Source organism: Actinocrinis sp., assembly GCF_035650855.1.
GTDB lineage: Bacteria > Actinomycetota > Actinomycetes > Streptomycetales > Catenulisporaceae > Actinocrinis.
In genome coordinates, this window is sequence record NZ_DASRGV010000379.1 from 1 (window position 1) to 19,028 (window position 19,028).

Here is a 19,028-nt window from a genome sequence, read left to right on the forward strand (position 1 = left end):
GCCTGCGGCATTACACCGGTGTCAACGGCTGACACGCAGTGTCGACAGCTAAGGCGCGGTGTCAACGGCTGGCGCTGCCCGGGATCATCAGTGGGCTTACGCGCCCCCGACTGCGACGACGCCGGTCTTGGTGCCGACGAAGGCCTGGTTCCCGACCACGGTTGGGCTGGTGAAGGTCGGGCACGCGCCGCCGAGGTAGATCTGCGCCTTCGTCGCCCCGGTGGCCGGGTCCAGCGCGTAGAGCTCGCCGCCGAAGTAGTCGACCCACCAGACCGCGCCGCCGCCGATCACGGGGGAACCCTCGGCCGGAACCTTGGACGTCCACAGGACCGTCGGCGTGCCGTCGGCGGCGATGCTCACCGCCTGCGGCCCACTGGCGCAGGGCGCGTACACGACGTTGCCGGCGACCGCGGCTGTCCCAAAGGTCTGACAGGTGTTCGCCAGCTCCGCCACCTGGCCGCCGACGCCGCCGAGGGCACCGAGCTTCAGGACGTAGCCGTTGTTGGTCTTGCCGTCCTCATAGATGTACTGGCCGACGATGGCCGGAGTCTGGGAACCGATGTCGGCGTCGCCGCCGTTCTGCGTGGCCCAGTCGGTCGGGGCGAAGAAGTCCAGCCGTTGCAGCGAGGGCGACAGCTCCATGACCGAGTCCGCGCCGTCGTAGGCCCCTGATGTCGCCGCACCGTTTCCAGAGGCGTACAGCAGGTTTCCGCTGGGGTCCACGACCCCGCCACCGGTCTCCCAGATACCGCCCTCGCGGGTGGTCGGCACCGCGTAGCTCGTCTCGCCGGTGCCGTCGGTGGCCACCGAGACCACCTGGCCGATGTAGTTGCCGCAGTCGCCGTAAAGGCCGCCATAGGGCACGTAGATGCGGCCATTGAGTAGCGTCAGCGCGCCGCGCTGCTGGAAGGTGTTCGCCGTGCCCTTCGGCGGATCCAGCGGAGTCTGCAACTCGACGGTGCCGGTCGACGCGTTGATGCCGAAGAGCGTGTGCGTGGCGCCGGACAGTTCCGCGAGGGCGTACACCCGGTTGGTGCCCGGGTCGTAGACCATCGTGCTGGTGATCCCCAACGGGTCGATGTCGCCGCACGGCAGGCTCGACAGCGGTTCCGGCGAACCGACGTGCGCCGACCAGATCACCGCGCCGGTGGTCCGGTTGAGCGCGTAGACCGTGTCGTTCTCGGTGGCGGCGAACACCCGGCCGCCGACGAGCAGGGGCTGGCCGTACACCGCGCCGTCGAGCGTCGCGGTCCAGTTCAGCGACAGCGTGGACAGGGGGCTGAGCTTGGTCTGGTTGCCGTCGCGCTGGTTGTTGAGGTGGTAAGTCGGCCAGTCGCCGGGGGTGATCTGCCCGAGCGGGGCGGCCGAAGCCGCGGTGGCCGCGTGCGCGGCGGTACTGGCCCCGGCAAAGGCGGCGCACGCGACGAAGATCCCTGAGGCCGCTACTGCCCGCAAGACGATGCTTCTCATGCGCTGCAACCCATCCGCTGTGGTGGACTCGGGCGAACCGGGGCGGCTTCCGGTCGGCCGGCCCACCGTCAGGCTAGGGAGCGCGGCGGATTGCGCCAGTCCCTGTGGGCTCAGATTGATCGCGGCGATCCGAATACGCCTACTGACCCGCTCGGTTGCAGGTCGCGCACAGGAGGTGGAGTGAAACTTACCGTGGCGGCCGGCGATTCTGGCACAGTGGGACAGGTGGTCGACGTCTACCGTCGGATGACGTGCCGCTGCGCCGGGGAGGAGCCGCAGTGAAGCGCCTGAGTCCGTTCTATCCCGTCCCGCTGCCGCCGGAGCCGTCCGAGCTGCCGCCGTCCGGCTTCACGGCGGCGGCCGGCGAGTACGCGATGCGCGTGCGCGAGTTCTACGATCGGCGGGCGCACTGGCACCGCAGGTTCTACCGGGTCACCGGCGTCGTCGTGATCTTCATCGGCGCCTCGCTGCCCGTGCTCGTCGCTCCCACCTATCCGGGCAAGCAGATCGTCGTCTCGGTGGCCGGCACGATCGTGGCCGCGCTGACCGGTCTGCGGGCCTTCTACCGCTGGGACGAGTCCTGGGTCGTGATGCGCACGACCGAGCGGGCCGTCACCGAGGCGTACTGGCACTGGCGCGCGCAGCTCGACGGCGACTGCTCCAACGGCGCCGCTGAAACGCACCGGGCCGCGACGCAGGCATTGCTGGCGCGCCTGGGGGAGCTGCAACTGCGCGAGGCGGACACCTATTTCAAGGATCTGTCATTCCCGGCCGGTCACCGGACGGACTGAACGCCCGCGCGGCCCGAAGTGAGAAGGCGTTCGCAGGCAGCGGGGCTCGGTCAACGGTCCGCGGTCCGCGGTCAGCGGCCGGGCGTGGACGCGCCGACGAGCTGGGCCCACAGCCGGCGTTCCTCGGCGGTCGGCGGAATGTGCGGGATCAGCTGCTCGGGATGGCCCGGCGGCAGGCACGGCGGCCGGTCGCCCATCGGGTCGAGCGGGCCGGGGATGAGGAAGCCGTTCGAGCCGGCGAACGCCCGCAGGCACAGATAGAGGAAGTGGCGCAGGCGGCGCAGCGGGGAGTCGCCCATGACGGCCTCCTGTTCCGGGACGGATGGAGCGCCGGCCGGCGCGGGCCATGACTCCCGCGCCGACCGGCTGGTTTCGCTGTGGCTGCTGGGTTTTCGCGGTCGCCGCCGGGTCACACGCCCGCGGTCGCGCCGGCGATCGTGGTGTAGATGTCGCGCAGGCTGCGCTTGGAGAACAGGCGGCCCACCGGGACCCGCGTGCCGGTCTCCTGCTCCACCGCCGCGACCAGGCGCAGCAGGTAGAGCGAGTCCCAGGAGACGACCTGGTCGAAGTCGTTCTCCAGGTCGGTCTCCAGCAGCGGCAGGTCGAGCTCGTCGCGGACGATCTCGAGGAAGCGCTCCTCGGTCAGGGTGCTCATGGGTCCACTACCTTTCGAAACTCGCGTCGAGGCGCAGATGGCCGGGGATCTCTGGCAGGGCCGCCAGATCGTGGCGGTAGTCGGGCGCCTCATCCGTTCCGCCGTGCCGCTCGAAGCCGAACGACGGCCAGAAGTCGCGCACCCGGTGGTTCTTCTTGGTCGGGCGGTAACTCGCGTGGACCGGGCCGAGGCCGGCGTCCCTGGCGTGGGCCAGCAGCGCGCCGATCGCGGCCTGCTCGATCCCGCGGGAGAGGACCCGGCAGCTCATGATGTAGTTGTCGATGGTCAGGCCGGCGCCCTCGCTCCCGCCCCCGCCCTTGGTGCAGAACAGCGCGCCGATCAGTCCGTTGTCGCCGAACTTGTCGCCGGAGCGCAGGTACAGCACGAGGTGGTCAGGGCTCTGCGCCAGCTCCCGCACGGTGTCGGGCTGCATGCGCAGGGTGGTGAGGTTGCACTGGTTGCTGCGCAGGCTCAGCTGCGAGACCCGCGCCACCTCGGCTTCGCTCACCGGGGCCAGCGTCAGCGTGACGCCGAGGTTCGCCAGGTACTCCTCGAAGTTGTCCGAGCTGTCCAGCAGGTCCTGCCGGGCGGCGTCGGTGCGGTAGAGCGCGGCGCGCTCGCGGTCCTCGGCGGTGAGTTCGAGCACGTCGAACCAGCCGTCGGCGAGCAGCTTGCCGATGTGCAGCGCCGGCTCCTCGTCGAGCCGGACCACCGCGACCTCGGGCAGGCTCGCCGCGATAAGGCCGGTCTCGAACGGCGAGTCGTCGGCGAACACGAAGCTGTCGACGCCGAGGTTGAGCCGGGCGGCGATGTCGCGCAGGTTCGCGTCCTTGGGGTTCCAGTTCGCGTTGACCCGCACGAAGTCGGTGTCCCGCAGCACCATGTCAGGGTGCGTACTGAGCACCTCCAGCACCGGCTCGTGGTCGTTCTTGCTGCTGACCGCGAGCAGCACGCCCTGCGAGCCGACCTGCTTGGCCACTCGCTGGAAGTTGCCGAAGGCCTCGCCGCGGTACGTGGTGGCCATCTCGATGCCGTCCGCGCCGTCGTCGCCGAGGATTCCGTCCCAGAGGGTGTTGTCCAGGTCGAGGACGAGCACCTTCTTCGTCAGAGCCTTGATGGTGCGGGTCAGGTGCGCCACCTCGCGCGCGTAACGGCCGAGCAGCTCGTCGCCGAGATGCGCCTTCGCGTACGAGGCCATCCGCGCGTCGCCGACCGGGCCGCCGGCGGCGACCAGCGGGTCGAAGTCGATCACCGCGACCCGCTGGTGCTTGACGGCCAGCCGCAGCAGCCCCGCGTTGAACTCACGCCAGGCGATGCCGAGCGCGGCCCGCGAGCGCAGGTCCACCAGCTGGTGCGTGTGCGTGCGCTGCAACGGCAGGGTGTTGAGAACGAGCGTCGCGGTGGGCTGGTTGCCTACGTACTTCTCGGCCAGCCGGTCGAGCTGCGCCAGCTTCGCCGCCGTCGCCTGCTCCAGGTCTTCGACCCGCCACACCTCGGGCAGCTCGTCGAAGACCGCCTGCGGGTCGAGCACCACGAGCGCGAGATCGAGCCCTGATGCGTAAAGCTGGCTGCCGGTATCCTGCAGCTCGCGCAGGTAGCCGTCGAAGTCGCCCAGCGTGATGTCCAGCACCAGGCCGTGCCTGGCCAGCTCCGCGGTCAGCGGCGGCACCAGCGCGGCGACCGTGGAGTGCCCCGCCACCGCCACCTTGACCACCGGCTGCGCCGGGTGGTGCTCCAGGACCGCGGCCGGGCTCAGCTTGCTCAGCACCCGGCCCGCCCGCACCAGGTCGGCCGCGGCGTTCTCGCCCCACGCGACCTCCGCGAGCAGCGGGGCGACCTCGGCGTAGTCCGCGGCCAGGGTCTTGGCGCGGGCCAGCGCCTGCAGCCGGCCGATCGGATCGGCCGCCGGACCTGCCGGGCCAGCCTTCGCGTTGTTGTCTGCCGGTTCCCCCGCTGCGGCGGAGACCGGGGAGTCGACGACCGTGGTCATCAGCGCTCCTCCTCCTGAGTCATCCGGTCCGGGGCTACCAGCTCGGGGTTTCCAGCAGCTCGATGAGGATCGCGGTCCACATGAAGCCGGTGCCGACGCCGATCGTCAGGACCTTGTCGCCCGCCTTCGCCTTTCCGCTGCGCACCACGTACTCCAGGTTCACCAGGTGGTCCGCCGCGCCCATGTGGCCGTAGTCGCAGCCCCAGTCGTAGACGGTGCGCGAGGCGTCCAGGCCGAGCGGCCGGTAGAACGCCCACTCCACGATCGACTTGCCGGTGTTCGCATGGATCAGCCAGTCGACGCTGGAGATGTCGCTGCCGGTGCCCTCGAACACCTCGCCGACCACCGCGAACAGGCTCTTGCTCATCCGCTCGATGGTCTGGTCGTACAGGTCCTCGCCGGTGGCCAGGTACGCGCGCTTGCGGCCGCGCAGGTCCACCTTCGAACCCTGTGCGAACGGCGCGAGCGTCCACGCGTCCGGGCCCCGGTAGATCGGCTCGAGGGTCGAGTCCGCGACTGAGGCGGTGGAGATCACGCGGGCGAAGCCGCCCTGCGAGGAGAGCACCGCCGAGCCCGCGCCGTCCCCGTAGACCTGCTGGTCATCGCTGTTCCAGCGGTCGAAGTAGGGCAGGTGGAAGGAGTCGCCCGCGGTCACCAGCGCGGCCGTGCCGGGCCTGGCCACCACCCAGGAGGCGCCGAGTTCGAAGGCTGCCAGGCCTCCGTTCGAGCCCTGCTTGATCTCGATCGCCGCGGCCGGGCCGCCGACGGTGTTGTTGTGCACGTAAGAGGCGGGCTGCCAGAACTCCTGGCCCTGGTGCCCGATGCCGGCGTGCACGACCAGGTCGAACTGCTCGTGCGGGATGCCTGACCGTTCTACCGCCTGCCGGCCGGCCGCCGCAGCCATGACGCCGGGAGCCTCCGTCTGCGGGTCGGCCACGTGCACGGCCCGAATACCGTTCGCGACCTTCTCGCCCTCGGTGTACCGGCCCTGCGCGATCGCCTCGTCGGCGGTCTCGATCTTGTCCGGGACATAGGCGCCGAAGGCCGCTACGTACAAGTTGTCCCAACGCATGAATTACTCCAGGGCGTCAATCGGGAAATAGCGTCCAGCCCTGATAGTCCGATCCACTGCTAAAGCAGGTCTTGCGCAGGACCGCCCGTCCGGATCTCCGATCGGAGATATCCGAGCGGTGTATCAGGTTTCAGCTATGGCCGGACCGCGCGGGCTGGTCTACTCGGGCGTGACGGCACGTCGCACACACCCTTACGGCGCGAGGGAGGCCACATGACCGGGGCGGTTCACGGATTCGTTCGACAGCAGGCTGATACCCGCGAGACGGTGGACGCGCTGCGTGCGCTCGGGCTCAACTGGCGACCGTCCGGACAGGCTTCGCTGCACGGGCCGCTGCGCGAGCTGGCCGAGAGCGTGGACGCCGCGTTCGTCGGCCTGGCCGAGGCGCTGTGGGGCGCGCAGCAGGAATGGCATCCGGCCGCGCTCACCGCCGAGGGGCTGCAGCGCGTGGACTACCTGCATTCCTTCCCGCACCAGGCGACCTTCCCGGTGCGGCTCGACCCGCGCGAGGCCAACCTCGAGGCCTTCCGCGCCGGTCCGATGGTCACCGAGGACGGCAGCGTCGCGCTGATCGCGCTCGCGCCGACCGACCAGGTGCTCACCCCGGCCGCCTGCCACCACGTGTACGCCGACCACGAGGGCGAGTCGCTGACCAAGGCGCGGTACGTCACCACGCGCAACACCTGCTTCCGGCAGGAGGAGCACTACGAGCCGCTGCGCCGGCAGTGGAGCTTCAGCATGCGCGAGATCGTCTGCCTGGGCAGCCGTGCGGAGGCCGGCGCGTTCCTCAGCACCGCGCGGCTCGCCTTGGACCAGCTGTTCAAGGACGTCGACCTGCCGGTGGCCTGGCTCAACGCCACCGATCCGTTCTTCCGGCCGCCGGGAACGCCGCGGCGCCGCTCGACCCGGCTGCAGCCGACCAAATACGAGGCCGTATACGGCGGGGATCTGCCGATCGCGTCGGTGAATCTGCACTACGAACACTTCGGCGCGGGCTTCGGCATCACCCGCGGCGGCTCCTACGCGCACAGCGCCTGCGCCGCCTTCGGGATCGAGCGCTGGCTGTTCGCGCTGACCGACCGGCACGGCACCGATCCGGTGAACTGGCCCGACCTGCCGGCCGCGGCCGTGCGGGCCGCCGAGCGGTTGACCGCCGTCCGCAGGCGCGGGCGGTGCACCTGAGCGGGGCTGTGTACTGGGGAAAGCGACCGCTGCGAAGACAGCGGAAACGGTGTACCTGATCGGGAACGGCGCGCCCGAACAGGGACGGTGACGCGGCGGCGACCTCACGGTGGTCGCCGCCGTCGGTCACCAGTTCCCCGGCTTCTTCGACCTCGTACTCACAGCAGGCCCTTCTCGTCGGCGCGCAGCAGCGCCTCGACCCGATTGCGGGCGCCGAGCTTCTCCAGCGTCCGCTGGAAATACGTCTTGATCGTGTTGTGCGCGAGCCCGAGTTCCCGCGCTATCTCAATATTCGTCATCCCCGCGGCGACTTTTCGCAGGATTTCGTGCTCCCGGGGAGTCAACGCCCCGGGCGTCCGCGGCCGGTCGGTCCGCCGGGCCCCTGACGCCGAGCCGTCCGGCAGCAGCCGCTCACCGTCCGCGACCCGCCGCAGCGCACTCGCCAGGCCGCCAAGGTCGGTCCGCTTGTGCACCACGGCCGCGACCGACTCGCCCGCGTCCCCGGCGGCGGCCGCGGCCTGCTCCGCCCGCTCCGGATCCGTGGTGAACAGCACGATGCGGACCGGCGGGTGCAGCGTTCGCAGCCTCCTGATCACGTCGACCGCGGGCAGGTCGGGCAGCCGCGTGTCCATCACCACCAGCTGCGGCCGGTTCGCGCCGACCGCGGCGATCGCCTCCGCGCCGGTCGCTGCCGCGGCCGCCAAGTGCAGCCAGTCGGTCGTCGCGCACAGCTCGCGCAGCCCCGCCAGCACGATCGGATGGCTGTCCGCCGCGACCAGGCCGGTCGCCGAGGTCCCGGGCGCCGCCAGGCCCGTCAGTGTGCTGCGACAGGCCTCGAACCGGCGGGGCACGGCGAAACGCGGCCGCGGCCGGTCGTAACGGACCTTCGCCGACACGCCTGCCCCGGCCATGTCGTCGACCACCTCTCCGGCTTCCGGCCCCACTTTCCGCTACGGAAAGTGACGTCCGATATACGGTCAGCGTCAGCCTACTGCATCGCTGCGCGGGTGCCGCAACCCGCCAAGGTGACCAATGATCGTCCATCCGCCGCCGGCAGTGGCGCCGTCTCCTGTCCCGCGCCGGTCGAGCGCCCCCTCACGCCGCGCGAGCCTGCCGCCGGTGCGCAGGTCCCTTCGACGTGTACCGGTCAAGCAGGTGCGCGAGGTGGTCGAGGAAATGCGTCTCCCGCTCCTTGATGAAGAAGTGCCGGCCCGGCAGGATCCGCATCTCGAACTCGTCCGCGGTGTGCCGCGACCACTCGCTCATCTCCACCGGCGCGACCAGCGGGTCCTCCCGGCCGGCGAAGACGTGGATCGGCACCGGCATCGGCTGCTGCTCGCGCGGCGGCACCGTGGCGCACAGCACCAGGTCGTCCCGCGCGATCGGCAGCAGGGTGCTGAGCCACTCCGGGTGCCGCAGCACCGCGTCCGGGATCCCGCCGAGCGCGCTGAGCACGTCGACGAGCTCGGCGTCCGGGGCGTCCACGTCGCCGATCTTCGGCGGCGGCAGGTGCGGCGCCCGGTAGGCGGCCAGGACCAGCGCCGTCGGCAGCGTTGCGCCGCGCTCGAACCTGCGCAGGGCCAGGCTGAACGCGATGAGCGCGCCCATGCTGTGCCCGAAGAACAGGTGCGGTTCGTCGAGCTCCGCGTCCAGCTCCCAGTCCAGATCCGCGGTCAGCTCGTCCAGGTCGGTGAACCGCTGCTCCGACATGCGGCCCTCGCGTCCGGGCAGGTGGATCGGCAGCACCCTGACCCGATCGCCGAGCGCGCGCTGCCAGCCCGCGTAGGTTGAGGCGCCGCCGCCGGCGTAGGGGAAGCAGAACATCCGCGGCCCGCTCGCCGGCGTACCCGGGCGCGGCGCGGAGAGGTAACGGGTCATCGTGCTCCTCCTCCTGATCGGTCAGGCCGCTTGATCAGGCCGCCACGGGCAGAATGCTGATTCCCGGCTCCGCGGTCGCCGTGCCTGGCTTGCCCGTCGTGCCCGTCGTTCCCGTCGTGCCCGTCGTGCCTGCCGCGGCCACTGCGGCCGCCGCCGCGGCCGTGCGGACCAGGATCCGCTCCCGCAGCTCGGGCTTGCGGTTGCGCAGCATCTGCCGCCACTGCTCGGGCGAGAAGCTGGCCGGTTCGGTGCTCTCGATGAAGTCGCGCACCACGTTCAGGAACCGCTGCGGCTCGGTGTGGAAGGGGAAGTGGCCGGTGTTCGGGAACAGCTCGAGCCGGCTGCCCGGCATCGCGACGTGCGCGAGTCCGGCGTGCAGGGCCGGCAGGATCGGGTCCTTGTCGCCCCAGACCAGCATGGTCGGCATGCCCTCGGTCAGATAGCAGCGGTCCATCAGGGTCCCGACCTGGCCGCGCCAGTCCACGACCGCACGCAGGGTCCTGATGAACGCGGCGCGGGCGGTGGCGTCCGGCAGCGCGTCGACCACGCGCAGCACGTCCGGGCCGTCGAGGCCGAGCCGGGTCCCGCTCATCTGCAGCAGCTTGACCAGCCAGCCGATCTGGGTGCGCATTCCGGGCAGGTTGAGCGCGGACAGAATCAGGTCGGCGCCGGGCAGCGAGGCGGCGCGCAGCAGCGGGGTGACCTGGCGGCCCACTCCGCCGGTGGACACCAGCACGATGCGCTCGGTGCGCTCCGGGTACTGATACGCGAACTGCATCGCGATGCCGCCGCCGAGCGAGTGGCCGATCAGCGTGGCGCGGTCGATGCCGAGCACCGAGAGCAGGTCGCGCATCCCGTTGGCGTAGCCGCCGATCGAGTAGTCGGCCCGCGGTTTGTCCGAGTGCCCGTGCCCGAGCAGATCCGGCACGATCACCCGGTACTGCTGCGCGAGGCCCGGGATGACCGGCGCCCACGTGTCCGAAGAGTCGCCGATTCCGTGGATCAGGAGGACCGCCGGCCCGTTGCCCGCCATCCGGAATGCGCGGCGGTAACCGTGCACTGTGCGGTAACGCAGTCGGGCCACCGACGCGCCCGCCGGAACGGAGCGCAGCCGTGCCCGGTTCTCCTTCGTCGTCCCCGCCCTGCTGGTTGCCACGACGTTCTCCTTCCTGCCGACCCCCGTGCTGCCAGGTCGGTACGCGGATAAATCGGCCGGCGGCGCGGATCGCGCGGGCCGGTCACGGTCCGGCCGCCCACGAACCGGGGGCCGGGTAGCGGTCCCGCGGCCAGGCGGGCCGGTGCTGCGCGGCCTCCGGCGCGCGCGAGAGGTTCTGCTCGTGCGCCCGGCGGGTGAGTAAGAGGGCTGCGACCAGCGCCGCCAGCTCGTCCGGATTGGGGGTGCCGCGCACGACGCGCAGCACGTCGGTGCAATAAGCGCCGTCCGCCTGGATCACGGAGCGTTCAGTGCCTGGGTGGTCGAGTCCTGTGCGGGGCTCCGTCACCGGCTCCGCAAGGCCGTGCGCCGCGAGATCGGTGGACAGGATGGTCATGCCGTCGAGCGTCCGGCGCGGGCCTTGTGAGGCGCTTAAGAAGACTGTGACGCACGGGGCTGGACGCCTGTGACGCACGGGGCCGAAGCGACGCTTATCGGCGATGCAAGCGCGGCTCAAGCCGGGACCGCTTCGCTGATCGCAATCATCGAACAGGAGCGAGGTCTGCGACCGTGACTATCACCGCGGCGAGCGCACCGCCGGACGGCTCCCTCAGCGGCGCCGGCCCAGGATCCGCCTCCGGAAAGCCGGTGCTCAGGCTGGACCGGGTGGTGATCCGCTTCGCCGGGGACTCCGGCGACGGAATGCAGCTGACCGGCGACCAGTTCACTTCCCGCACCGCGTCCTTCGGCAACGACCTGTCCACGCTGCCGAACTTCCCCGCTGAGATCCGCGCGCCCGCCGGGACGCTGCCCGGAGTCTCCAGCTTCCAGCTGCACTTCGCCGACCACGACATCCTCACGCCCGGCGACGCGCCGGACGTCCTGGTGGCGATGAACCCGGCGGCGCTGCGCGCCAATATCAGGGATCTGCCGCGCGGCGCGCAGATCCTGGTGAACACCGACGAGTTCACGCCTCGGGCGCTCGATCGGGTCGGGTACGCGGCGGACCCGCTGCAGGACGGCTCGCTGGACGCGTTCACCGTCTACCGCGTCCCGCTCACGTCGATGACGGTCGCCGCGCTGGCCGACAGCCCCCTGACGCGCAAGGAGGCCGAGCGCTGCGCCAACATGTTCGCGCTCGGACTGCTCTCCTGGATGTACCACCGGCCGACCGAGGGAACCGAGCGCTTCCTCCAGGCCAAGTTCGCCAAACGCCCCGAGCTCGCTCAGGCCAACGTCGCCGTCTTCCGGGCCGGCTGGAACTACGGGGAGACCACCGAGCAGTTCGCGGTCTCCTACGAAGTCGCGCCTGCGGTCTCGGCCTTCCCGGCCGGCACCTACCGGAACATCTCCGGCAACCTGGCGCTGGCCTACGGCCTGATCGCGGCGTCACAGCGCTCCGGCCTGCCGCTGTTCCTCGGTGCTTACCCCATCACCCCCGCTTCCGACATCCTGCACGAGCTGTCGAAGCACAAGAACTTCCGAGTGCGCACCTTCCAGGCCGAGGACGAGATCGCCGCCATCGGCGCGGCCCTGGGGGCTTCTTTCGGCGGCGCCCTGGGCGTCACCTCGACGTCAGGGCCCGGAGTCGCGCTCAAGTCGGAAACCGTCGGCCTGGCGGTCTCGCTCGAATTGCCGCTGGTGATCTGCGATATCCAGCGTGGTGGCCCGTCGACCGGCCTGCCGACGAAGACCGAGCAATCAGACCTCTTACAGGCAATGTACGGCCGCAACGGCGAGGCTCCGGTGCCGATCGTGGCGCCGCGTTCGCCGGCGGACTGTTTCGATGCGGCGTTGGAGGCAGTGCGGATCGCGTTGACGTACCGCACTCCGGTGTTCCTGCTCTCGGACGGTTATCTGGCCAACGGTTCGGAGCCGTGGCACATCCCAGACGTCGAGAAGCTGCCGGACCTGCACGTGGAATTCGCCACCGCTCCCAACCACACCGGCGCCGACGGTAAGCCGGCGTTCTGGCCGTACCTGCGCGACCCGGAAACCTTGGCTCGGCCGTGGGCGATCCCGGGGACGCCGGGTCTCGAGCATCGCATCGGCGGGATCGAGAAGGCGGATGGGACCGGGGAGATCTCCTACGATCCGGCCAACCACGACCTGATGGTGCGTACCCGGCAGGCGAAGGTGGATCGGATCGCGGACAGCGTCGCGCCGCTGGAGGTCGACGACCCCAGCGGAGGCGCGCGGGTGCTCGTGCTGGGCTGGGGCTCGACCTTCGGACCGATCGCCGCCGCAGTACGCCGCGTCCGTCTCGAAGGCGGCCAGGTCGCGCAGGCGCACCTGCGGCACCTGAACCCGTTCCCGGCGAATCTCGGCGACGTGCTCGCGGACTACGAGCTCGTACTCGTTCCCGAGATGAACCTCGGCCAGCTCGCCGGCCTGGTCCGGGCCAGGTACCTCGTCGACGCGCAGCCGGTCACCCAGGTGCGCGGCCTGCCGTTCACCGCGGAACAGCTCGCGGTCGTCATCCAGGAGGGGATCGTCAGTGTCGCCTAGCGCCACGGTGTTGTCTGAGGGAACGGGGTTGTCTGAGGGCACGAAGACACTCCTTCCCTTGACGGTGAAGGATTTCAAGACCGATCAGGAGGTGCGCTGGTGCCCGGGCTGCGGGGACTACGCGATCCTGGCCGCGGTCCAGGGCCTGATGCCCACCCTGGGCATCGCCCGGGAGAACATCGTGTTCGTCTCCGGGATCGGCTGCTCCAGCCGCTTCCCCTACTACATGAACACCTACGGGATGCACTCCATCCACGGCCGCGCCCCCGCCATCGCCACCGGCCTGGCCGCCACCCGCCCCGACCTGTCCGTGTGGGTGGTCACCGGCGACGGCGACGCCCTGTCCATCGGCGGCAACCACCTCATCCACGCCCTGCGCCGCAACGTCAACCTCAAGATCCTGCTGTTCAACAACCGCATCTACGGGCTGACCAAGGGCCAGTACTCCCCCACCAGCGAGCAAGGCAAGATCACCAAGTCCACGCCGCTGGGCTCCCTGGACGCCCCCTTCAACCCCCTCAGCCTCGCCCTGGGCGCCGAGGCCTCCTTCCTGGCCCGCTCCATCGACTCGGACCGCAAACACCTCACCGAGGTCCTGTCCGCCGCCGCCCGCCACCAGGGCACCGCCCTGATCGAGATCTACCAGAACTGCAACATCTTCAACGACGGCGCCTTCGACCCGGTCAAGGACCCCGCCGCGCGCGAGGGCCACCTCATCCGCCTGGCCCACGGCCAGCCGATCACCACCGGCGACCAGCGCAAGGCCGTACGCAACCCGCACACCGCCGGCTACGCCCTGGTCCCGCAGGAGGACCCGCGCCCCGCCCTGGTGCACGACGCGCACGCCCAAGGCCCCGAACACGCCTTCGCCCTGACCCGCCTGGCCGACCCCACCAGCCTGGACGGCACCGTGATCGGCATCCTGCGCCAGGCCACCCGCCCCAGCTACGACCAGCAACTGACCGCCCAACTGGCCCAGGCCACCACCACCCGCGGCCACGGCGACCTGACCACCCTGCTCACCGGCAACGACACCTGGGAAGTACCGGGACGTTGAGCCCGAGGTCCATCCGCTGCTCAGGACCCGTTGCCGGATCCGTAACGTGTCGCTCCCCACGCGATGCACGAGTACCTCAGCAGTCTGACTGTATGGCTCTGATGCGGCCTGGCCGCGGTCCGGCACAGCACCCCGCGCCGCCTCGAGCGCGGCGTCTCGGTCTCCGAGGCCCGGGCGTCCGACCAGGCCAGCCGCAGCAGCGTGGGCAGCCGGAACCGGCGGCCGCTCCACGGCCAGTCCTCGCCGCCGGCCGCCGGGCCGTCGATCAGGGCCGTGTCTTCCACGAGCAGCGCGTCGATCAGGCTGTTGAGCAGGCGCCGCGTCGTGCGCTCGTCAGCGCAGAGCGCCGCCATGGCCTGGGCGAGGTCGAAGTTGCCCGAGCCGAGCCCGGCCAGCAGCCGCAGCGCTCCGCGCTCCGCGCGGTCCAGCCGCCGGCCGGCCTCGAGCAGTTGGGCGCGCACGTCCAGGCTGCCGATGCTCAGCTCGCCCAGCCGCCACTCCTCGCCGCGCAGCCGCTCGGCCAGCTCAGGCAGGCCCAGCAGCGGGCGCGCGGCCAGGCGTTCCCCGGCCACCCGGATCGCGAACGGATTGCGGTCGCACAGCTCCGCGAGCTCCAGCGCGGCCTCCGGATCGCGCAGCACCCGCGGTTCGCCGACGAGCAGCGAGAGCAGCTGGAACGCGTCGCAGGGGTCGAGCCCGCCCAGCCGCACGAGCGCCGCGCCGGGCAGTCCGGGCAGCAGCCGCCGGCTGGTGATCAGGGTGCTGCATCCCCGGCCGTTCGGCAGCAGCGGGACCACCTGCGCGGCCGAGGCCGCGTCGTCCAGCACGATCAGCATCCTGCGATCGGCGGTCCAGCTGCGGAAGCGGCGCGCGGCCGCCTCCAGCGCGGCCGGCGGCTCCTCCGTGGACACCGAGCGCAGGAAGCCCTGAAGCACCGCGAGCGGATCGACCGGCAGGCCCGAATCGCCGTGCAGCGCGGCGAACAGCTGCCCGTCGGGGAACTTCTCGCGCAGCCGGTGCGCGGCGAACAGCGCCGTCGCCGTCTTTCCGGTGCCCGGCGCGCCGGCCACCACCACGAGCCCGGGCGAGGCCGTCGCGGGCCGGCGGCGCAGCGCGGCGCCGATGAGCGCCAGGTCGTGCGCGCGGCCGACGATCTGCTCCGGCCCGGGCGGCAGTTCCGCGGGCGGCTCGCGCAGCGGCGGGGGAGCGGCGCCGGGCTCGGGCGCGTTGAGGGACGGCGAGTCCACCAGCACCGCGTGCTGAAGCCGGCGCAGCCGCTCCGAGGGCTCAAGGCCGGTCTGCTCGACCACGACCCGGCGCAGCCGGTCGTAGGCGGCCAGCGACTCGTCCCGGCGGCCCGAGCGGTAGGCGGCGACCATCAGCTGCGCGCAGAACTCCTCGTGCCCGGGATACCGCATCATCAGGACCTTGAGCTCACCGATCAGCTCCCGGTGCAGGCCGAGCCGCAGATCGGCCTCGACCCGCTGTTCCAGCACGCCGCGCCGCGCGTCCTCGAGCCGGCTCGCCTCGGCCGACAGCACCGGGCCCGGCACCAGGTCGGTCAGCGCGTCGCCGCGCCACACCGACAGCGCCTCGCGCAGCGACGAGGCCGCGTTGCCCACGTCGCCGGCGGCCAGCGCGCTGCGGCCGGTCCTGGCCCGCTGCTCGAACAGCCGCAGGTCCAGCTCGCCGGGCTCCAGCAGGATCCGGTAGCCCTGCGGCCTGGTCTCCAGCAGCTGCCGCACGCCGCCGGTCGGGCCGCAGGCCAACGCCTTGCGCAGCTGGTAGACATAGGTCTGCACGGTCTTGCGGGCCAGGCGCGGCGGCTCGTCGTCCCAGAGCTCCTCGATCAGCGTGGGGATCGGCACCACCTGGTCCGCGTGCAGCAGCAGAGTGGCGAGCACCCGGCGGGGCATGGCGGCGGGCGGGGTGACGTCGACCTGATCGTCGTGGACCTCCATCGGTCCGAGCACTGCGAACTGCACCGTCCCCACCTCGCGTCCCCGAGGAATCGGCCGCCGTAACCGTCGGCCAGAAAAAAACCAGCTGTGTGGTTTTTAGCATGCGCAGCCCGGATCGGCAACCCGTTCGAACGTCCTGTCGCCGAGCTTAACTCGGCTTAACCAGGCATTGTGGCAAACCTGGACCCAAAAACCGCTGGGATGGTATGGTTTACTGTCGACGCAGGCTTCTCCGTGAAGCCGCAGTCCGTGTGAACGCGTCCAGCGAAGGGCGTGCGTGGAACCGGAAGTGAGCACATGATCAAACAGGAGCGGGCAGAGCGCACTCGGGAAGCGATCATCCGCGCCGCCGCCGCGGTGTTCGAGCGCGACGGCTTCACCGCGGCCCCGCTGGGTGAGATCACCCGCCTGGCCACGGTGACCAAGGGAGCGCTCTACTTTCACTTCGCCTCGAAGCGGGACCTGGCGCTCGCCGTGGTCAACGAGGCGGCCGACACGGTGCACTGGCTGCTGGAGCACGCCCGCCGGCGGCAGACCGCCGAGCTGCCGCTGCAGATCCTGATCGACCTGAGCCACGCCCTGGTCGGGCGGCTCGCGGACGACCAGGTCCTGCGCGCGGGACTGCGGCTGGGCACCGACGAGGACCTGCACCCGGAACGGGTCGGCCTGAGCCTGGACTGGGCCGGCGTGGTCGACGAGGTGCTGCGCCGGCCGGGGGGAGCCGCGGACGCGGCGTCGCAGAACCCTGATCTCAGCGCCCTGCCCGCGCCGCGGACGCCGTCCGACTCAGCCGCGGCCGCCCGGCCGAACCTCGGCAAGGACGCGCTCGCCTGCGTGCTCACCGGCCTGGAACTGCTCTTCCGCCGCTCGCCGCAGCTGGTCGAGCAGGAGACGCTCACCTCGGTCTGGCGGCTGCTGCTGCCCGGCCTGATCGACTCCGGCGAGGCGGACCGCTACGAGCCCTCCGGAACCGGCTCCGACTGAGAGACCGGCGTCAGCCGGAACGCCGCCGCGTGGTCGCGGGCCCAGGTGCGAAAGCAGGCCGCCGGCCGGCCGGTGACCAGTTCGACGGTGCGCTCGACCTGGCACTTCGCGTTCGCCCCGCGGCGGCACAGGTGCTGCGCCAGCGCGTCGGCGACCGGCCGCGGGTAACGCCGCGCCAGGTCCCGGTGCGCCTCGTCCACGGAGATCTCCTCGAACCGCAGCCGCCGCCCCAGCGTCTCAGCGAGCTGTTGTGCCTGCTCGGCGCTGCTGATGGCGGCCGGACCCGTCACCGAGTACGCGCGGCCCTCGTGCCCCGGCTCGGTCAGCGCCCTGACGGCCACCTCGGCCACGTCCCGCGGATCCACGCAGGCCACCCGCGCCGAGCCGAACGGAGCGCGCACCACGCCGTCGACCAGCGACCGGGCCCAGCCCAGGGTGTTCGACATGAAGGAGCGCGGCCGCACGAAGGTCCAGAGCAGGCCGGAGGCCTCCAGCCGTCGCTCGCAGTCGCGGTGCCAGCGGGTGATCAGATCGTCGGCGTCCGCGTCGGTCACCGTCAGCGCCGAAAGCCGCACCACGTGCTTGACGCCGGCCCGCGCGGCCGCCGCCAGCAGGTTCTCGTCCTGCTCCGGCCGCAGCGGGTCGTTGGTCGCGATGAACGCCCGCTCAGCGCCCTGAAACGCCCGCGCCAGCGCCGCCGGGTCGGAGAAATCGGCCCCGGCCGCCTCGACGCCGGGGCCGCCCACCGCGATCCGCCTCGGATCCCGCGCGATCAGCCGCAGCGGGAATCCGGCCGCGGCGAGCCGACCCGCCACCGCTCCGCCGACTGTTCCCGATGCCCCCGTGACCAGGATCATGATTCAAAGCGTGGAAAGAACACGATCGGGTTGCCCGGCGGCAGCAGGCCCTTGAGCAGCAGCTGCCACATCCGCTCCACCCGCAGCATCAGGTCCTTGTGGCCGGAGACCACCTGGGAGACGACCTGCGCCCCGGTGAACGAGGAGACGATGAACTCCGCCATCATCCGCACGTCGACCCCGCGCTCCAGCTCGCCGCGCTCCTGGGCCTGCCCCAGCAGCTGCGAGGCCAGCTCCTGCCACTGGTCGTAGGGCAGCGGCATCGGGCGGCTGTAGGTGCCCTGCTCGATGATCATCCGCACCCCGGCCTTCACGACCGGGCTGCTCTGGATCAGGTGCGCCCAGCGGAAGGAGATGTCGATGAGCTTCTGCAGCGGCGGGGTGTCCGTCGCCATCACGCTGCCGATCAGCTCGGCGGCGGCCTCCTCCTCGGCGTCGATGATGGCGAAGGCCAGCTCCTCCTTCGAGGTGAAGTGGAAGTAGAGCGCACCCTTGGTGACCCCGGCGCGGGCGAAGATGTCGGCCATGCTGGTCGCCAGGAAGCCGGCATCGGCGAAGGCCTCGGCGGCCGCCAGAATGACCGCCTCACGAGTGCGTACCGCTCGTTCCTGCTGTGCCATGACGTTCCCCGGCCTTCGCGCTGGTTCGAATGGAACTAAAACCACACAGACGGTATCACCGGAGACCAGCCCCTGTAACGTCCCCTGGAGAACTGCCTGCTACCACAGACGATAGCCTGCTTTGCCCCGGTCCGGCCAGGGCTGCGACGGCAAACTCGACCCTTGCCGACTAAACAATCCTACTGGTAGGTTTGTTTGGTATCGACGCCAGCCAGGGCGTCCTCGGGGAGGGCTCCTGCAATGATCGGTTCACTGCAAGACGCGCACAAACCGGCACCGCGCTCGACACGCTCCACTTCCTTCACCGCAACCGCCGACGCCGCCGCGCAGGCGGCTTCGGAAGCCGTGGCCGGATCGGCCGCCGCAGCCAGGTCCAACTTCTTCGAGCAGCCGGTCCCGCGCCGCTTCGTGCACCGCGCGTCGGTAGCCGAAGTGCTGCTCACCGGGTTCGCGGAGGACGGCCGGCCGGACACCTTTCTGCTCGCCGCTCAGTGGCCCCGCGGTCACAGTTTCTACCGCACCGCCCGCGGTGTCCACGATCCGCTGCTGTTCGCCGAAACCGTGCGTCAGGCGGGGCTGCTCATCAGCCACGTCGGCTACAAGGCGCCGCTCGCGCACGCGGCGCTGATGCGCAACCTCAGCTACGACGTGACCGCGGCCGGACTCGTCTGCGCGGGCACGCCGACCAACCTGATCCTTTCCGCCAGCTGCACGGACGTGCGCTTCCGCAAGGACGTGCTGCTCGGCTTCCAAATCACCACGGTGCTGCGCCGCGGCTTGGAACTCGAGCCCGTCGGCATCGGCCGTGGCGAACTCCAGTGCATATCACCAGCTGCATATCGCAGGCTGC

18 protein-coding genes are annotated in these 19,028 nt (G+C 71.1%); 6 read left to right on the forward strand and 12 right to left on the reverse strand.

All coding sequences use genetic code 11. From position 1 onward, the window contains the following. Positions 1-96 precede the first annotated feature (96 nt). A complete protein-coding gene (locus tag VFB40_RS26660; RefSeq protein WP_324855448.1) occupies positions 97-1,470 on the reverse strand; it encodes a BamB-related PQQ repeat family beta-propellar protein in 1,374 nt (457 codons plus the stop codon). Positions 1,471-1,748: 278 nt separating this feature from the next. Here VFB40_RS26660 and VFB40_RS26665 point away from each other — a divergent pair, with 278 nt between their 5' ends. Beyond that, positions 1,749-2,261, forward strand: a complete 513-nt coding sequence (locus tag VFB40_RS26665; protein ID WP_324855450.1) for a DUF4231 domain-containing protein — start codon at positions 1,749-1,751, stop codon at positions 2,259-2,261. Between the two features lie 71 nt (positions 2,262-2,332). Here VFB40_RS26665 and VFB40_RS26670 read toward each other — a convergent pair whose 3' ends face one another. From VFB40_RS26670 to VFB40_RS26685, 4 genes are all read right to left on the reverse strand, one after another. Beyond that, on the reverse strand, positions 2,333-2,560 hold the full coding sequence (locus tag VFB40_RS26670; RefSeq protein WP_324855452.1) for a DUF6059 family protein: 228 nt from the start codon (positions 2,558-2,560) through the stop codon (positions 2,333-2,335). A gap of 110 nt (positions 2,561-2,670) precedes the next feature. Further along, positions 2,671-2,916: an acyl carrier protein gene (locus VFB40_RS26675; RefSeq protein WP_324839382.1), complete on the reverse strand. Its 246-nt coding sequence runs from the start codon at positions 2,914-2,916 to the stop codon at positions 2,671-2,673. A gap of 7 nt (positions 2,917-2,923) precedes the next feature. Then, positions 2,924-4,906, reverse strand: a complete 1,983-nt coding sequence (locus tag VFB40_RS26680; RefSeq protein WP_324855455.1) for an HAD-IIIC family phosphatase — start codon at positions 4,904-4,906, stop codon at positions 2,924-2,926. Between the two features lie 34 nt (positions 4,907-4,940). Then, positions 4,941-5,978 carry a ketoacyl-ACP synthase III family protein gene (locus tag VFB40_RS26685; RefSeq protein WP_324839384.1) on the reverse strand — a complete coding sequence of 346 codons (1,038 nt, stop codon included), beginning with the start codon at positions 5,976-5,978 and terminating at the stop codon, positions 4,941-4,943. Positions 5,979-6,191: 213 nt separating this feature from the next. On the opposite strand from VFB40_RS26685, the gene VFB40_RS26690 reads away from it, so the two are divergent. Beyond that, positions 6,192-7,160 (forward strand): class-II aminoacyl-tRNA synthetase family protein, encoded by a 969-nt coding sequence (locus tag VFB40_RS26690; RefSeq protein ID WP_324855457.1) that lies wholly within the window; start codon positions 6,192-6,194, stop codon positions 7,158-7,160. 158 nt (positions 7,161-7,318) lie between these two features. Here VFB40_RS26690 and VFB40_RS26695 read toward each other — a convergent pair whose 3' ends face one another. From VFB40_RS26695 to VFB40_RS26710, 4 genes are all read right to left on the reverse strand, one after another. Beyond that, positions 7,319-8,071, reverse strand: a complete 753-nt coding sequence (locus VFB40_RS26695; RefSeq protein WP_324855458.1) for a LuxR C-terminal-related transcriptional regulator — start codon at positions 8,069-8,071, stop codon at positions 7,319-7,321. A gap of 184 nt (positions 8,072-8,255) precedes the next feature. Further along, positions 8,256-9,038 carry a thioesterase II family protein gene (locus VFB40_RS26700; RefSeq protein ID WP_324855460.1) on the reverse strand — a complete coding sequence of 261 codons (783 nt, stop codon included), beginning with the start codon at positions 9,036-9,038 and terminating at the stop codon, positions 8,256-8,258. 34 nt (positions 9,039-9,072) lie between these two features. Next, on the reverse strand, positions 9,073-10,194 hold the full coding sequence (locus VFB40_RS26705; RefSeq protein WP_324855461.1) for an alpha/beta fold hydrolase: 1,122 nt from the start codon (positions 10,192-10,194) through the stop codon (positions 9,073-9,075). Between the two features lie 82 nt (positions 10,195-10,276). Then, positions 10,277-10,588 (reverse strand): acyl-CoA carboxylase epsilon subunit, encoded by a 312-nt coding sequence (locus VFB40_RS26710; protein WP_324855464.1) that lies wholly within the window; start codon positions 10,586-10,588, stop codon positions 10,277-10,279. Positions 10,589-10,761: 173 nt separating this feature from the next. Between VFB40_RS26710 and VFB40_RS26715 the strand changes: the two genes are divergently transcribed. Continuing rightward, on the forward strand, positions 10,762-12,699 hold the full coding sequence (locus VFB40_RS26715) for a 2-oxoacid:acceptor oxidoreductase subunit alpha (protein WP_324855466.1): 1,938 nt from the start codon (positions 10,762-10,764) through the stop codon (positions 12,697-12,699). A gap of 28 nt (positions 12,700-12,727) precedes the next feature. After that, positions 12,728-13,756 carry a 2-oxoacid:ferredoxin oxidoreductase subunit beta gene (locus tag VFB40_RS26720; protein ID WP_414642157.1) on the forward strand — a complete coding sequence of 343 codons (1,029 nt, stop codon included), beginning with the start codon at positions 12,728-12,730 and terminating at the stop codon, positions 13,754-13,756. Between the two features lie 20 nt (positions 13,757-13,776). Here the strand turns inward: VFB40_RS26720 and VFB40_RS26725 are convergent, their stop codons facing one another. After that, positions 13,777-15,741 (reverse strand): AfsR/SARP family transcriptional regulator, encoded by a 1,965-nt coding sequence (locus tag VFB40_RS26725; protein ID WP_324855468.1) that lies wholly within the window; start codon positions 15,739-15,741, stop codon positions 13,777-13,779. A 273-nt stretch (positions 15,742-16,014) separates the two neighbouring features. Between VFB40_RS26725 and VFB40_RS26730 the strand changes: the two genes are divergently transcribed. Next, complete coding sequence (locus VFB40_RS26730; protein WP_324855469.1) at positions 16,015-16,701, forward strand: TetR family transcriptional regulator; 687 nt, start codon at positions 16,015-16,017, stop codon at positions 16,699-16,701. On the opposite strand, the gene VFB40_RS26735 is transcribed toward VFB40_RS26730, so the two are convergent. Further along, positions 16,671-17,558: an SDR family oxidoreductase gene (locus VFB40_RS26735; RefSeq protein ID WP_324855472.1), complete on the reverse strand. Its 888-nt coding sequence runs from the start codon at positions 17,556-17,558 to the stop codon at positions 16,671-16,673. The genes VFB40_RS26730 and VFB40_RS26735 overlap by 31 nt on opposite strands. Then, positions 17,555-18,178, reverse strand: coding sequence for a ScbR family autoregulator-binding transcription factor (locus tag VFB40_RS26740; RefSeq protein ID WP_324855474.1), 624 nt, complete (start codon positions 18,176-18,178; stop codon positions 17,555-17,557). Before VFB40_RS26740 ends, VFB40_RS26735 begins: the two co-directional genes overlap by 4 nt. Before the next feature lie 240 nt (positions 18,179-18,418). Here VFB40_RS26740 and VFB40_RS26745 point away from each other — a divergent pair. Next, positions 18,419-19,028: AfsA-related hotdog domain-containing protein (locus VFB40_RS26745; protein ID WP_324855476.1), on the forward strand; the 610-nt coding region annotated here is incomplete at its 3' end.